We start from the raw sequence: 14,703 nt of genomic DNA on the forward strand, positions 1-14,703 counted from the left end.
GCAAACATTCATACCCTTTTAACATGTATTTCGATTCAAATATTAAACTACTGAGAAAGCGTAAAAATCTCACTCAGGATGAGGTGGCCGTCAAGCTCCGGATGAAACGCTCCACCTTAAGCGGTTATGAGAACAGGGTGGCACAGCCCGGACTTGAAATACTCCTTCTCTTTTCAAATTACTACCACATTGCCATAGATACTCTGCTGAAAGTGGATCTGTCAAAACTTGGCGAGAGCCAGTTGCGACAGCTTGAGTACGGAGAAGATGTGTTCCTGAAGGGCGGCAAGCTGCGGGTGCTCGCCTCCACCATCGATGCCCATAATCAGGAGAATATTGAACTGGTTCCGGTGAAGGCACAGGCCGGATATACCAATGGCTTTGCAGATCCCGAATACATTCGTGAGCTACAGGTATTCCAGCTCCCGTTTCTCTCCAGAGAGAAGAAGTACCGGACCTTTCAGCTGCAGGGCGACTCCATGCTCCCCATCCCCGAAAAGGCGTGGGTGACCGGCGAGTACGTGGTGGACTGGAAAGGGCTGAAAACCGGGGAAGCATGTGTGGTTCTTACCATCGATGAGGGAATTGTCTTTAAGATTCTTGAAAACAGGATAGAAAAGGAAGGAAAGATGATCCTGTACTCCCTGAATCCGCTTTATGAACCCTATGTGATTCATGTGAGCGAGATCCGGGAAATCTGGAAGTTCATACATTTTATCAGTCACGAAATCCCTGAACCTATGATCCCGGAGAACCAGCTTGTTCGGACAGTGGCAAGCCTGAAACAGGATATGGAACGTATGAAGATGCTCAGTTCAATCCAAAATCATCCCCCAGAAGAGCCTCCTGCCTCCGGATCAGGCTAAGGTATCGAAGCTGCCCTGCCAGAAAACCTTCTCTCTGCTCAGCACCGTTCATACAAATGAATTTGTACTTTTCATCGGAAGAAAGATTTAGGGCGATGATCACGTCTTTGCGGGTAATCACAGAATCCTGTTTTGAGCGAAGGAATTCCTGATCGTATTCTGCCCTGTATCTGTCTATCAGCTCCATGAGCTCCCGGCTTACAACAGGATCGTCACAGGGAAGGCGTTTAATACTTCCCCCTGAATACAATTTACCTTCAAGCTTCTCTCTGAAACCGGAAATTTCAACTACAGCCAGCGATTCAACAACGATTACCATGCTTCCGTCCTCTTTTTCGGCCACAACATCTTTCAAGCTGACCTCACAACCAAACTCCTGTATTTTCGATTCGATCAGAAAGGGAATAACAAATGTGCTTCCGTGGGAACGGATATCACTGATTAATTGCTTGTAACGCCGCTCAAAAATATGCAGTGGGATGTCCTCTCCGGGGAAAAGAAAAACACTTAAGGGAAAACAGGGCAATATTTCTGTTTGCTGCTCCATGTGGTAAAACCATAAGTCTTAACAATTCATGTTTTGAATTTGTTTAACTTTTAGCTTTCCAATCAGCATTTAATTTATGATTACCTGATTTCAGCGCAAGAAGCAGACAACAAGCAAATATGTGTTTTACCATAGATATTCATCTTACAAGGAGGGCCATAGAGGAGCGGTTCAAGGTGGATAGCTCTGCCTTGTATGAGTTTGACTTCAACTACTTTTACAAAGCATTCAACAATCCCCTGATTCCCGTGATCGCCCAGGAGGATTCTTCCAGGGTTCAGCTGATGCAATGGGGGCTGATCCCCGGCTGGTGCCGCAACATGGAGGAGGCAGAAAGAATCAGGAAAGGCACCTACAATGCCAGGTCGGAAACTCTGCAGGAAAAACCCTCCTTCAGAGAAACACTCAACAGGGGACGCTGCCTGATTATTGCAGGTGGCTTTTTCGAATGGCAACTGCTTGATAAGGTGAGAGTCCCGTGGTATATCACCCTGAAAAACGGAGCCCCTTTTGTATTTGCCGGGTTGTGCGACAACTGGAGAGACCCCCTGTCGGGCGATATTATCAGGACTTGTTCCATTATTACCACCCGGGCAAATTCCCTGATGGAAAAGATTCATAACACCAAAAAAAGAATGCCGGTAATCCTCAGAGAGGAGACAGAGAAAGAATGGATTGAGAAAGAGCCCTCTCTCTTACAGAGAAAGAGGCTGTTGGAAGCCTGTAATGAGCTTGATTTAAAAGCACATACAGTCACACCACGCCTGTCTGCCAAAGACGCAGATCCTTCAGACCCAAGCTTGATCGAACCCTATGTTCACCTGGCTCCGGGCAGCTTGTTTTAGAGTTTTCCCGATAGATATCAACAAGATTGCAAGGAGACCGCAAACGATAATGTATTGTATTATAATTATATGATGAATATGTTTAACATAAGATTAACGCATTGTTAATATCTGCTGTTCATTCAATGTTAAATTCTTCAGTGGTTTTTTTTTGGTGCAATGTTCGAAAGCATATATATTTGATTCTACCAAGTGAGCGATAAAAGGCCACTCCGTTCTTTAAATGATTAAGTTCATTAGCTGCCAGGGCAACCTGGAAGCGTGAATATGAGTCACGGGAACAGTTAAACAGGTATTGATGCTGTTCTCCCGGTTTTCGGACCGGACTGTGAACTGGAATACCCGGATTGCTGTCAAAAGCATGAAGGGAGATTCAAAACGGAAACCGTAGTGTACCTGAAAACGCGGTGAAAGTTGTAAGCAGTTGAGCATGACGCATTGTCTATGGACAAAAGCGATGCAAGTTGTTCGATTCGTCGGGCAGCGAGAGGGAAAACAAAGTTTCGGCATTGTTTTCCGGTCATAATAACCGTAGCTTGGCGCGAATTAGAGACTACGGTATCTAACAAGCGGAATGGGAACCAGATGCAAATTTGGCTCCCATTCGTGTTTTTATACCTCCCCGCTTCAGAAAATTCTTTTGACCAACTGCCAGTATTGAATTATCAATGATTGCTATTGTCTCTACCAATGTCCGTTTTTATGTGCGAAGAGGGTATTTTATATTAAATTAATATATCATTCGTATATTTGAAAATATGCCTCTATATCTTTAAATATCATGTTATTATCCCATACTATTTTGATTACCTGAAATAGGTCCGATGAACAATTCCGAATCACATGCATTTTACTATAACTTTGTACGAACATAAGCGTGTTATTGATCAAATTTTTTGTTTTGAAAAAGTTACTGGTATTTATTTCTCTGTTTGTTTTTTTCTTCTTTGGAGAGATGGCGATGACCTTCTCTGATAAGGGGTATCCCTCCCTTCTCAATGATGAAGAGGTGCCATTCTCTCTGCTTCTCGACAATCAATATTCTGATTATGAAGGGACGGAGAATATTGACAGGCAGGTAAAAGAGTTTATTAAGCTTTGGAAGATTGAAGGGGCAAGTCTGGCAGTCACGAAGAATGAGCGGCTGGTTTATGCAAAGGGGTTTGGCACGGCCAACAGTGAAACCGGGGAGAATGTGAAACCCGGGCACCTGTTTCGCATTGCATCTGTTTCGAAGCTTATCACAGCGGTGGCTATTATGAAATTATATGAACAGGAAAAGCTCAGTCTGGATGAAGCCGTATTCGGAGAAGAGGGAATCTTAAACGATTCCATGTTCAGAAGCTACACAGATCCCAGAATTGAAGAGATAACGGTCCGTCAGCTGCTGAACCATACTGCCGGATGGTCCAGGTATGCAGGGGATCCCCTGTTCAATCCCCTGTACATTGCAAGGAAAATGCGTGTTCAGGCTCCTGCATCCTTTGAGCATATCCTGCAGTACACCCTTTCCCGCAAATTGAACTTCGACCCGGGGACCAATTACAGTTACTCAAATCTGGGTTATGCCATCCTGGGTAAGATCATAGAGAGAAGGAGCGGAATGCTCTACCAGGATTATGTAGTCATGCATCTTCTGAAACCCATAGGTATTCATGATATGCACATTGGCAAAAGCTATTATCATGAAAAATATCCCCATGAAGTGAGGTATCACAGCAGTGCAGGGAAAATGACCACTGCTTCCATGAATGGATCCGGTGAAATAGTGCCCATCTACTATGGAGGAAATTACATGGAGTTACTTGGTCCGGCAGGGGGCTGGGTGGCTTCGGCACCGGAACTTATCAAGTTCCTGACGGCCATTGACGGCTTTGAAGAGCAGCCGGACATTCTCTCGTCAGAAACCATTTCCATGATGTCGAATCCACAAATGGCGGGAAAAGGACTGTTTGGCTGGAGGGGGAGCGACAGCTATGGCACCTGGTGGCGTACCGGATATCTCAGTGGCTCCTCGGCTTTGCTGGTCAGGCAGAATGACGGGATAAACTGGGTGCTTATGACCAATACAAGCACCTTTAAGCAGTCCAGAATCCATTCCTATGTATCGCGTCTGATGTTCGGCGCTGTGGGTGCAGTTGAACAATGGCCAGGAATTGATTTGTTCTCTGTGGACGACAAAGGTCCCGGACCCATTGCAGATATTCCTGCAACAAATCCGAAACTTTAGTCACACAAATTCTTTCCCTTAGAATTTTCCTTTATCTTAGAGCGCTCAGATGAGTGTTTTATGGAACTCTCAGCCATCCAACATATCGACTCGGAAAAAGTAGCTGATTTTAAGGCTGATATTTTTATTACCACTCTGAGCTTCGAAACCCGGGCTACAAACGTAGCCCGGATGATGGAACAGGCCTCCTGCAAAAAAATAGCTCTGGAAAAAGTTCACGGTGTCAGGGAGTTTTCCTACCGCGATAACAGCAGCTATTTCGAGGAGCAGGGATTCGAGGTTTTCCAGGTAGAATCAGAAATTCCTGATGTGGCTGCTATTCTTCAAGACCTGACCGTAAATAATTCACGTATACTGATAGATTGCACCAGCATGCCACCCGGCTGGTACTATGCGTTTTTCAGGTGGTTCTACGAGAAACATAATGGAGATGGACGGGTAAATATTCGTATTGTCTATACCATGGCCAGCTATGTTCGTCAAGCCGGCTCGCACAGGGTGAAGGAGATTTCCGATTTCCTGCATGAAGAAATAAAGCCTGGTTATGCAAAGAAAACCGCCCTGATTCTGGGTATCGGACATGAGAAAAAGATTTCCGAATCCATATATAAATTTATCAATCCAGACCTGCTTTATCTTTTTTATGCAGATCCGCCCGCAGAAAAGCGCTTTGTTGAAAAGGTCTTTATCAACAACCATAAACTGATCAACAGTGTTCCCATCAGGAACCTGATTTCCTATCCCATCAGAAACGGACAAATCATCTATCAGAGCCTCATCGACACCATACTTCCTCTTCGGAACGATTACACCATTGTCCTGATTCCGCAGGGCCCCAAAATATTCTCCGTGGCTGCCATGCTGGTGCATATGGGATATCCGGATGTCAAAATCAGTTATCCTGTGCTGAAAAAGCCCCCCTTATCTGACCGTCTCCCCCGGGACGAACCCGTGGTGCTTGATATCCTTTTTGAAGGAGAGGAATAAAAACATTTTCCGGGTATTGTTGTTATACCAACGAAAACCCATTTACCACACTTTTTTCATTTGATTCTATTATGGCAAATTTTGATATTATCATGCCAAAAATGGGTGAGAGTATTGAAGAAGCAACTATTACAAACTGGTTTGTAAAAGAAGGGGACCGGATAGAGGAGGATGAGGTCCTTCTTGAAATCGCTACCGACAAAGTTGATTCTGAGATCCCGTCACCTGTTGAGGGAGTTGTAAAAAAAATTCTTTTCAAACAGGATGAGATTGTTGCAGTAGGCACAGTAATCGCTGTGATTGACCTGGAGGGAGATGCTTCATCCACTTCGGGCGAGGAAACAGATCCTGCAGTTGCAGAAAAGAGCAACGCACCGGATAGTGAGCCTGAACAGGAAATCAGCAGCCAGGAAGAGAAGGAAGACAAGGAAGACAAGGAAGAGATAAGTTCCACACAGGGACGGTTCTACTCCCCCCTGGTAAAAACCATTGCTGCAAAAGAGGATGTGTCACAGGAAGAACTGAATTCCATCCAGGGAAGCGGACTGAACGGGCGGGTTCGGAAGGAAGACCTTCTTGGTTTTCTGGAGCAAAGAGGAGCCGGTAAAGCGCTCAGTGCTGAGAAGCCGGAACCCGTCGCCACTGATCCTGGAGCCCTCAGGGAACCGGCAAAGAAGGCTGTTCCGGAAACGGTCCGGGGCAGCGAAGGAGATGAGGTGATTGAGATGAGCAGGCTGAGGAAACTGATTGCAGAACATATGATCCGCTCCAAGCAGACCTCTGCCCATGTGACCAATATGATTGAAGTGGATGTGACCAGTGTTGTGAACTGGCGGAATCAGGTAAAGGAAAACTTCCTGAAGAGAGAGGGGGTCAAACTGACCTACCTGCCGGTATTTCTGGAAGCAACAGTGAAGGCATTGAGGGATTTTCCGCAGATAAACGCCTCTGTGGACGGGGATCATATTGTCATTAAAAAGAAGATTAACCTTGGCATTGCCGTATCTCTTCCTGATAATAACCTGATTGTACCCAACATTAAAGATGCCGGAACCCTGAACCTTTCAGGAATTGCCAGGAAAATGACCGAGCTGGCCGCCGCTGCGCGCAGCAATAAGCTTAATCCTGATGATATCAGTGGCGGAACCTTCACCGTGACCAACTTTGGTTCTTTTCAAAATGATATCGGGACACCTATTATCAACCAGCCGGAAGTGGCCATCCTGGCCGTTGGAGCTATTAAGAAAAAACCGGCGGTGATTGAGTCACCCATGGGAGATATGATAGCCATCCGGCAGAAGATGTGGTTATCTCTTACCTATGACCACCGGATCGTTGATGGGGCACTGGGTGGTGCGTTTTTGAAGCGGCTGGGAGACTACCTGGAATCATTTGATCCGGAAACCGGAAATTTTAAACTCTGAGCGATTATGTCAACAAATAAGAAATTCAGCATAAAAAAAACAGATAAGGAGACTCTGGCAAAATGGTTTAGACTGATGCTGGTTGGCAGGGCCATTGACGACAGGGCCCCCAACTATCTGAAACAGGCAATCGGGTGGTCCTACCATGCACCATACGCGGGGCATGATGGGATACAATTGGCTATCGGTCAGGTATTTGACCGGGAAAATGATCATTTGTTTCCCTACTACAGGGACATGCTTACTGCGTATTCTGCAGGGCTCTCGGCAGAAGAACTTATTCTGAACGGGATATCCAGAGATACGGATGTGGCAGGGGGTGGCAGACATATGTCCAACCATTTTGCCAAACCGGAATGGAACATACATAATGTATCCTCCTGTACCGGAAATCATACCTTGCATGCAGTAGGAGTGGCAAGAGCCATGAAAAAGTACAAGTTTCCCGGTGTGGCCATAAGCTCGCAGGGAGAGTCATCCGTTTCCGAAGGCTATGTATATGAGGCCATTAACGGGGCAAGCAACGAAAAGCTTCCGGTCATTTTTGTTTTCCAGGATAATGGTTACGGGATTTCAGTTCCCAAGGCTGACCAGACCGCCAACCGTAAAGTGGCCAATAACTTTTCCGGATTCAAGAACCTGAAAATCTTTCACTGCAACGGCAAAGATGTATTCGACAGTATGAACACCATGACCGAAGCCAAGGAGTATGTGGCCAAGCATGAACACCCGGTGATCGTTCATGCTAACTGCGTCCGGATACACTCACACTCGAATTCCGACAGGCATGATCTTTACCGCGACGATTATGAGCTGAATTATGTCTATCAGTATGATCCGCTGGCCAAATTCAGAAGACTTTTGATCAGGTATGAGCACTTTACCGAGGCTGAGCTGGAAATCCTTGAGAATGAAGCCAGAGAGATAGTGAAGGCTGCCCATAAAGTAGGAATGAATGCCCCGCAGCCTTCTCCGGAGTCTGTTCATGACTTTGTGATTCCCGAACCATATATCAGTGACAAGTATCCCGAAGGCATTCATCATCATGAAGGAGAGCCTAAAAAACTGATTGTAGGATTAAATGAGACCCTGAAAGCTGAATTTCGCCATAATCCGGACACGTTTATCTGGGGGCAGGACGTGGCCTATAAGGAGAAGGGTGGCATTTTCAATGTAACCAAGGGAATGCAGCAGGAATTTGGCAAAGATCGTGTTTTTAACGGTCCCATTGCAGAAGATTTTATCATGGGAACGGCAAACGGCATGAGCAGGTTTAATGATAAACTGCGGATTGTGGTGGAAGGGGCGGAATTTGCAGATTATTTCTGGCCAGCCATGGAGCAGTTTGTGGAAACCTCTCATGAATACTGGCGAACCAAAGGCCAGTTTTCACCCAATATCACGGTCAGACTTGCATCGGGTGGATACATCGGGGGCGGTCTTTACCATTCGCAGACCATAGAAGGATCCCTGACACCCCTGCCCGGAATCAGGGTAGTTTACCCCAGTTATGCGGATGACGCGGCCGGATTGCTCCGAACCAGCATACGCTCCAGGGGTACCACCCTCTTTTTGGAACCCAAAGCCCTTTATAACTCCCCCAAAGTGGCAACACCCATTCCGGATGATTTCGAAGTGCCCTTTGGTAAAGCGAGACTGAGAAGAGAAGGAACAGACATGAGCCTAATCACTTATGGTAATACAACACCCCTTTGTGTGGACCTGGCAGATAAATTCCTGAAGGATAATATCGCAAGTCTTGAGGTTCTTGACCTCCGTTCGCTTAGTCCCCTCGATACGGAGGCCATCGTGAACACCGTAAAGAAAACAGGGAAAGTTCTGGTAGTGCATGAAGACAAGGTATTTGGAGGGTTTGGGGGAGAAGTGGCCGCCATGATCAACGATCTGGCTTTTGAATACCTGGACGGACCAGTGAAAAGGGTGGGATCCACTTTTACACCGGTAGGATTCAACCGCATCCTGGAAGCCGCGATTCTGCCCGATCTGGAAAGAATCGAAAAAGCTGCGAAAGAATTGTTGAACTATTAATACTAAAGACCCGGACCATGAATAAGACCGCTATTATTTATAGTTTCAATACCAAAAAAACCGGAAAAATCGCCAGCCAGATCCAGGAGGCATTCCATGACGATCATATAGAAATGGTAAATGCTGAAGAGCTTACCGAAGAACTGTTCCTCTCCTTTGAACAGATTATCATGGGCGTCCCGACCTGGTTCGATGGCGAACTTCCCAACTACTGGGATGAATTTGTGCCTGCCCTTGAAGATCTTGATCTGAATGGTAAAAAGATCGCCCTGTTCGGATTGGGTGATCAAACAGGATATCCGGAAAATTTCCTGGATGGTGTTGGAATTATGGCTAAGATCCTTGAGGCTCAGGGAGCCACACTGGTGGGATTCACCTCCACGGAGGGCTACGATTATGAAAGTTCAAGAGCCGAAAGAGATGGCCAGTTCCTGGGATTAGCCATCGATTATGAAAATCAGGGTTCTATGAACAAACCCCGGATAGCTTCCTGGGTTGATCAGCTGAAAAAAGAGTTCATCTGAGACTAATCTGCAAATTAAAACCATGTTGGATAGCATGTTTTAGCATTAATTTTGCTTCTTTTGTGGTGTACAAGCTATAATCCTTAAACTGTATGACCATGGCAAAAGATCGCTTATATATTTTCGATACCACATTGAGGGACGGAGAACAGGTTCCTGGATGCCAGCTGAATACCATTGAGAAGATCGAGGTCGCCAAAGCCCTCGAGGAGCTTGGAGTGGATGTGATCGAAGCCGGATTCCCCATTTCCAGTCCGGGAGATTTCAACTCGGTCATTGAAATTTCCAAGGCCGTTACCGAACCGGTCATCTGCGCCCTTACCCGTGCAGTAAAAAAAGATATTGAAGTAGCCGCCGAGTCGCTGAAATTTGCCAAGCGTCCGAGGATCCACACAGGTATAGGAACCTCCTATTATCATATTTATCATAAACTGAACAGTAATCCGGAGGAAATCATTAAGCGGGGAGTTGAAGCGGTCACTTATGCCAAATCATTTGTGGAAGATGTGGAATTCTATGCTGAAGATGCAGGACGTTCAGACAATAAGTACCTGGCCCGGGTCGTGGAAGCAATGATCAATGCCGGGGCCACCGTGATTAATATTCCCGATACAACGGGCTACACCCTGCCCGATGAATACGGCAAAAAAATAAAATACCTGCTTGATCATGTGAGCAATATAGACAAAGCCATTCTTTCCACGCACTGCCATAACGACCTGGGCATGGCTACAGCCAATACCATGAGCGGAGTGATAAATGGAGCCAGGCAGGTCGAGGTAACGATGAACGGGATAGGAGAACGTGCAGGAAATACCTCCCTGGAAGAGGTGGCCATGATTATTAAGAGCCGCAAGCACCTGAACCTGATCATCAATATTAACCCCAGGAAGATCTATCGCACCAGCAGGCTGGTATCAACCCTGATGCGGATGCCCGTACAAGCCAACAAGGCTATTGTTGGAAGAAATGCATTTGCCCATTCATCCGGCATTCATCAGGACGGGGTGTTGAAAAAAAGGGAGAATTACGAAATTATCAATCCCAAGTCGGTTGGGATCAACGAGTCGTCCATCCTGCTTACCGCCCGAAGCGGCAGGGCGGCATTGAAACACAGGCTGGGAAAACTCGGTTATACTTTCAGTAAAGAGGCCCTGGATAAGATCTATGATGATTTTCTTGAGCTGGCCGACTCCAAGAAAGAGATCGTGGATGAAGATCTGAAGATACTGGCGGGAGCCAAAAACAGGGATATTAAACGAAATCTTCATCTGCTCAAGTTGCAGGTGCTGTGTGGTAAAGGCACTATCCCCGTGGCAAGCGTTTCACTCCAGTGGGAAGGGGAGTGCCATTCGGCCACAGCGGAAGGAAACGGTCCGGTAGATGCCTCTATCAATGCGGTAAAAATGATCCTGAACCGGAAAGTGAGGATTGAGGAGTTCCTGATACAGGCCATAACCCGGGGAAGCGATGATCTGGGGAAAGTGCATATGCAGGTAGAGCATAAAAATGTGGTCTACTATGGGTTTTCCGCCTCCACGGATATAGTCACGGCATCCGTTGAAGCATTTATTGATGCCATGAGTCAAATTGTTTAGCAGTACAGTCTCACTTTTTACAATTTTGAATTTTTTCTGAATGCATGCCGAGACTACCATTTTCTCTGATCATTTGTTTATTGCTGATCTCCCCGGAAGGTTTGGGGAAATCGACGGTAAGCGGGTATGTTCGTGATGCAGCTTCGGGAGAAGCGCTGATTGCAGCCAATGTCATTATCGAAGAGCTGGGTACAGGCACCAGTACCAACGAATATGGCTTTTATGCGCTTTCAGTTGAGCCGGGAACTTATACCTTTATTTACTCCTACGTAGGGTATGCTGCAGTCTCCAGATCCATAGAACTTGCAGAGGATATGGTCCTGGATATGGAGCTTACAGAGTTGGTGCTGGAACTGGAAGAGGTAAGTATATCTTCCCGGCAGATTAATTCGAATATTACCAGGCTGGAGACGGGAAGCACCAGTTTATCCATTCAATCCATCCGGAAGATCCCTGCCCTGTTGGGAGAGATCGACGTGATCAAGGCCATTCAGCTCCTGCCGGGAGTTCAGGTAACCAGTGAAGGTTCCTCCGGGTTCAGCGTAAGGGGAGGGGGACGGGATCAAAACCTGATCCTTCTGGATGAATCGGTGGTATATAATGCCAGTCATTTGTTGGGCTTTTTTTCCATATTCAATAACGATGCCATCAAAGAGGTGAAACTTTACAAGGGTGATATTCCAGCCCACTCTGGCGGCCGGCTGGCATCCCTGCTGGACATACGAATGAAGGAAGGAAACAGCAAACACTTCACCGCGAGCGGAGGGATCGGGAGCATCTCAAGCCGCCTGACACTGGAGGGCCCGATTGTCAGGGATAAAGCTTCTTTCCTTCTTTCAGGCAGAAGGACCTATGCCGATTTGTTCCTGCTCCTCTCAAGCGACGAAAACCTGAGGAAAACCAGGCTCTACTTCCATGATCTGAACGGAAAGCTTAACTACCGGATCAACAGCAAGAACAGAATCTTTTTATCAGGGTATTCCGGCAGTGACACCTATGCGAATAAAGAGTTTGCAGGGATGGTCTTTGGTAACCGTACCCTGACTCTGCGCTGGAACCATCTCTTCAGCAATAATCTCTTCAGCAATTTTACCTTGCTTAATTCCCATTACTTCTATGACCTTGGAACACCGGAAGGGGCCGAAGACTTTTTTAACTGGAACTCCACACTGGACGATTACGGGTTCAAAGCAGATTTTACCTTCTTCCCGAATCCTGAGCACAAAGTGCGATTTGGCACATCGGGGACTTTCCATGTGATTAAACCAGGCGAGGTCAGTGCCATCACCACCGGGGGGATCAGGCAGAAATTGGAACTGACTCATAATCATTCCCTGGAAAGTGCCATCTATCTATCGGGTGAATCAAGGCTAGGAGAAAAACTGGGACTTCGTTATGGTTTAAGGTATTCCCTGTTTCACAACGTGGGTCCGACGACTCTGTTTCATTACGACGATCAGTACCAGCTGGTCGATTCGACCTATTACCGGCAGGGCGACTTTTTCCATTTCTATCATGGTCTGGAACCCAGGATTTCGGCCAATTACATACTTAGTGAAAAACAGTCTCTGAAAGCCAGTTATTCCCGGACCAGGCAATATTTGCAGCTGGCCAGCAACTCAAGCGCCGGCACCCCCCTGGAAATCTGGTTTCCAGCATCTCCCAATGTGGAGCCACAGCTTTCCGACCAGCTATCCGTGGGCTATTTCAGGGATTTTCTGGATCATAAATTGCAGTCGTCTCTGGAGCTGTATTACAAAAAAATGAACAATTCCATCGATTTCAGGGATCATGCCCAGTTATTGCTAAATCCCAGGCTGGATGGTGAAATCAGGATCGGAAAGACCACCTCCCTGGGTGCAGAATTATTTTTGAAATATGAAACAGGTGCTTTCTCAGGCTGGATAAGCTATACGCTTTCAAGAACCATGCGAAAGATTCCGGAGATTAATGGTGGCAAGCCTTACCCGGCTCCTTATGATAAACCTCATGATGTGGCCCTGGTGTTGAGCTATGATTTCAGCTCACGGATCCAAATAGCGGCCAACTGGATTTACAGTACCGGCATTCCCTATACGGTACCTTCAGGAAGATATGAAATAATGGGAAGCATCATCCCCTTATACACAGGAAGGAACCAATACAGGCTCCCGGATTATCACCGCCTGGATCTTTCCCTGACTATAAAGGGAAAAGAACGAAAAGGGAAACGCTGGAGAGGCGAGTGGAACTTCACCGCTTATAATGCTTATGCGCGGAAAAATATCTGGGCCCTCAACTTTTACCAGGACGAGGCCCGGTCAGATTTAACCTATGCCGAAATGACCTACCTGTTTTCCATTGTTCCGGCTATTACCTATAATTTCAAGTTCTGATGGGGCATAGAATTACATACAGCTTCCAGGTCATGTTTGTTACGGCACTTCTTCTGATTTCCTCCTGTACGGAGCGAATTGATATTGAACTCGATTCCACCTATCAGCGTCTGGTGGTGGAAGGAGTGCTGACTTCCGATTCGGTCAGGCACTATGTTCTTCTATCCGTCACCAGTGATTACTTTTCCAATCAGCCTGCTACACCACTCAGCCATACTGTGGTTGAAATCTCGTTTGAGGGTCAGACCATGCAACTCATTGAAAATGATGAGATTTCCGGCAGGTATGAAACAAGCACGGCCTTCAGGGGTAATCCGGGAACTACTTATATTCTGGATATCAGTCAGATTGATATCAATCAAGACGGAGTCGGGGAACTTTACCATGCCGAAAGCACCATGCCCGGGGGCAGTGAGCTGGAGACCATCGAGTTACGGTACTATACCACGCCGGTAGTTTCAGGCTATGGAGTTTTCCTGTACGCCTATAACCCGGTGGACCAGCGGGACTGGTATGGATTTAAACTTATCAGGAACGGAGATGTACTGACCGATTCGCTGAGCAAATACCGTGTTTTGTCGGATGAGCTCTTCGATACAGGCTATTTCCCCGGACTGCCCGTCGGATTCTTAAGTGACGATGATCCACGGGAGAAGGTTCAGTCCGGCGATACACTGACCCTCCAGATGGATTGCATTGAAGAGGTTTACTACAATTTTGTTACAGAAGCTCAACTGGAGCTTGCAGGCCGGAACCCTCTTATCTCCGGCCCTCCTGCAAATGTGGTATCCAATGTGGATAACGGGGCGCAGGGAATCTTTGCAGCCCACTCCATTTTAAGATACTCCATCATCGCAGAGTAAGTATGTTCACCTGGTTTCTGCGACCTGCCGGACGCACATAAAAAAAGGCTGCCCGCGGGCAGCCTCCCTCCTGTTTTCTTCAGGGTGCAATCCCAATTTGTGGAACTTTTTACGCTGCCCATCTTTGATAATCATTTGACTTGATTTCTGTCTGGTTGTCAAAGAGTTCGTCTCTGTTTGTTAGGTTCTCAAAGAACGTTTTCCACCTTCCGGTGATGAGCTGAGACCGCAAAAACAGATAGATTTCTGCGTTTTCCTTCTTCCAAAACGAGCCACAGGACTTCAATCTTAGGTTGATTACCCGTCGTATCGCGCTTTCAACACTTCCGCTTCCCCGGGGCAATCCTTCGCTTTCGAACAACGCATACTGCATCCGTTTGCTGTTGGCATGAAAA

The 14,703-nt window shown here is 46.6% G+C and carries 12 protein-coding genes; 10 read left to right on the plus strand and 2 right to left on the minus strand.

The window, feature by feature from the left end:
- Positions 1–23 precede the first annotated feature (23 nt).
- Positions 24–866, plus strand: a complete 843-nt coding sequence (locus tag P1P86_04495; GenBank protein ID MDF1574435.1) for a LexA family transcriptional regulator — start codon at positions 24–26, stop codon at positions 864–866.
- Here the strand turns inward: P1P86_04495 and P1P86_04500 are convergent.
- A complete protein-coding gene (locus P1P86_04500; GenBank protein MDF1574436.1) occupies positions 811–1,413 on the minus strand; it encodes an LON peptidase substrate-binding domain-containing protein in 603 nt (200 codons plus the stop codon). The genes P1P86_04495 and P1P86_04500 overlap by 56 nt on opposite strands.
- A 119-nt stretch (positions 1,414–1,532) precedes the next feature.
- On the opposite strand from P1P86_04500, the gene P1P86_04505 reads away from it, so the two are divergent.
- The 9 genes from P1P86_04505 (at position 1,533) to P1P86_04545 (ending at position 14,308) form a co-directional block, all read left to right on the plus strand.
- The gene (locus tag P1P86_04505; protein ID MDF1574437.1) at positions 1,533–2,258 is read left to right on the plus strand and encodes an SOS response-associated peptidase; all 726 of its coding nucleotides are present in this window, start codon (positions 1,533–1,535) and stop codon (positions 2,256–2,258) included.
- 901 nt (positions 2,259–3,159) lie between these two features.
- Positions 3,160–4,488: a serine hydrolase gene (locus P1P86_04510; protein ID MDF1574438.1), complete on the plus strand. Its 1,329-nt coding sequence runs from the start codon at positions 3,160–3,162 to the stop codon at positions 4,486–4,488.
- Positions 4,489–4,548: 60 nt separating this feature from the next.
- Entirely contained in the window at positions 4,549–5,475 is a 927-nt protein-coding gene (locus P1P86_04515; GenBank protein MDF1574439.1) for a hypothetical protein, read from the plus strand.
- 71 nt (positions 5,476–5,546) lie between these two features.
- The gene (locus P1P86_04520; protein MDF1574440.1) at positions 5,547–6,899 is read left to right on the plus strand and encodes a dihydrolipoamide acetyltransferase family protein; all 1,353 of its coding nucleotides are present in this window, start codon (positions 5,547–5,549) and stop codon (positions 6,897–6,899) included.
- Between the two features lie 6 nt (positions 6,900–6,905).
- Positions 6,906–8,948 (plus strand): thiamine pyrophosphate-dependent enzyme, encoded by a 2,043-nt coding sequence (locus P1P86_04525; GenBank protein MDF1574441.1) that lies wholly within the window; start codon positions 6,906–6,908, stop codon positions 8,946–8,948.
- Positions 8,949–8,965: 17 nt separating this feature from the next.
- Complete coding sequence (locus P1P86_04530) at positions 8,966–9,472, plus strand: flavodoxin (GenBank protein ID MDF1574442.1); 507 nt, start codon at positions 8,966–8,968, stop codon at positions 9,470–9,472.
- A gap of 98 nt (positions 9,473–9,570) precedes the next feature.
- Positions 9,571–11,070 (plus strand): 2-isopropylmalate synthase, encoded by a 1,500-nt coding sequence (locus tag P1P86_04535; GenBank protein ID MDF1574443.1) that lies wholly within the window; start codon positions 9,571–9,573, stop codon positions 11,068–11,070.
- A 44-nt stretch (positions 11,071–11,114) separates the two neighbouring features.
- Positions 11,115–13,445 (plus strand): TonB-dependent receptor, encoded by a 2,331-nt coding sequence (locus P1P86_04540; GenBank protein MDF1574444.1) that lies wholly within the window; start codon positions 11,115–11,117, stop codon positions 13,443–13,445.
- Entirely contained in the window at positions 13,445–14,308 is an 864-nt protein-coding gene (locus P1P86_04545; protein ID MDF1574445.1) for a DUF4249 family protein, read from the plus strand. The genes P1P86_04540 and P1P86_04545 overlap by 1 nt, the downstream gene beginning before the upstream one ends.
- Before the next feature lie 109 nt (positions 14,309–14,417).
- On the opposite strand, the gene P1P86_04550 is transcribed toward P1P86_04545, so the two are convergent.
- Positions 14,418–14,703: hypothetical protein (locus tag P1P86_04550; GenBank protein MDF1574446.1), on the minus strand; the 286-nt coding region annotated here is incomplete at its 5' end.

This window comes from Bacteroidales bacterium (assembly GCA_029210725.1).
Classification (GTDB): Bacteria; Bacteroidota; Bacteroidia; order Bacteroidales.

Bases quoted from the DNA above. Each gene is read 5' to 3' on its own strand.
- P1P86_04495 (MDF1574435.1), top strand. From the start codon at position 24: ATGTATTTCGATTCAAATATTAAACTACTGAGAAAGCGTAAAAATCTC.
- P1P86_04500 (MDF1574436.1), bottom strand. From the start codon at position 1,413: ATGGAGCAGCAAACAGAAATATTGCCCTGTTTTCCCTTAAGTGTTTTT.
- P1P86_04505 (MDF1574437.1), top strand. From the start codon at position 1,533: ATGTGTTTTACCATAGATATTCATCTTACAAGGAGGGCCATAGAGGAG.
- P1P86_04515 (MDF1574439.1), top strand. From the start codon at position 4,549: ATGGAACTCTCAGCCATCCAACATATCGACTCGGAAAAAGTAGCTGAT.
- P1P86_04520 (MDF1574440.1), top strand. From the start codon at position 5,547: ATGGCAAATTTTGATATTATCATGCCAAAAATGGGTGAGAGTATTGAA.
- P1P86_04525 (MDF1574441.1), top strand. From the start codon at position 6,906: ATGTCAACAAATAAGAAATTCAGCATAAAAAAAACAGATAAGGAGACT.
- P1P86_04530 (MDF1574442.1), top strand. From the start codon at position 8,966: ATGAATAAGACCGCTATTATTTATAGTTTCAATACCAAAAAAACCGGA.
- P1P86_04535 (MDF1574443.1), top strand. From the start codon at position 9,571: ATGGCAAAAGATCGCTTATATATTTTCGATACCACATTGAGGGACGGA.
- P1P86_04540 (MDF1574444.1), top strand. From the start codon at position 11,115: ATGCCGAGACTACCATTTTCTCTGATCATTTGTTTATTGCTGATCTCC.
- P1P86_04545 (MDF1574445.1), top strand. From the start codon at position 13,445: ATGGGGCATAGAATTACATACAGCTTCCAGGTCATGTTTGTTACGGCA.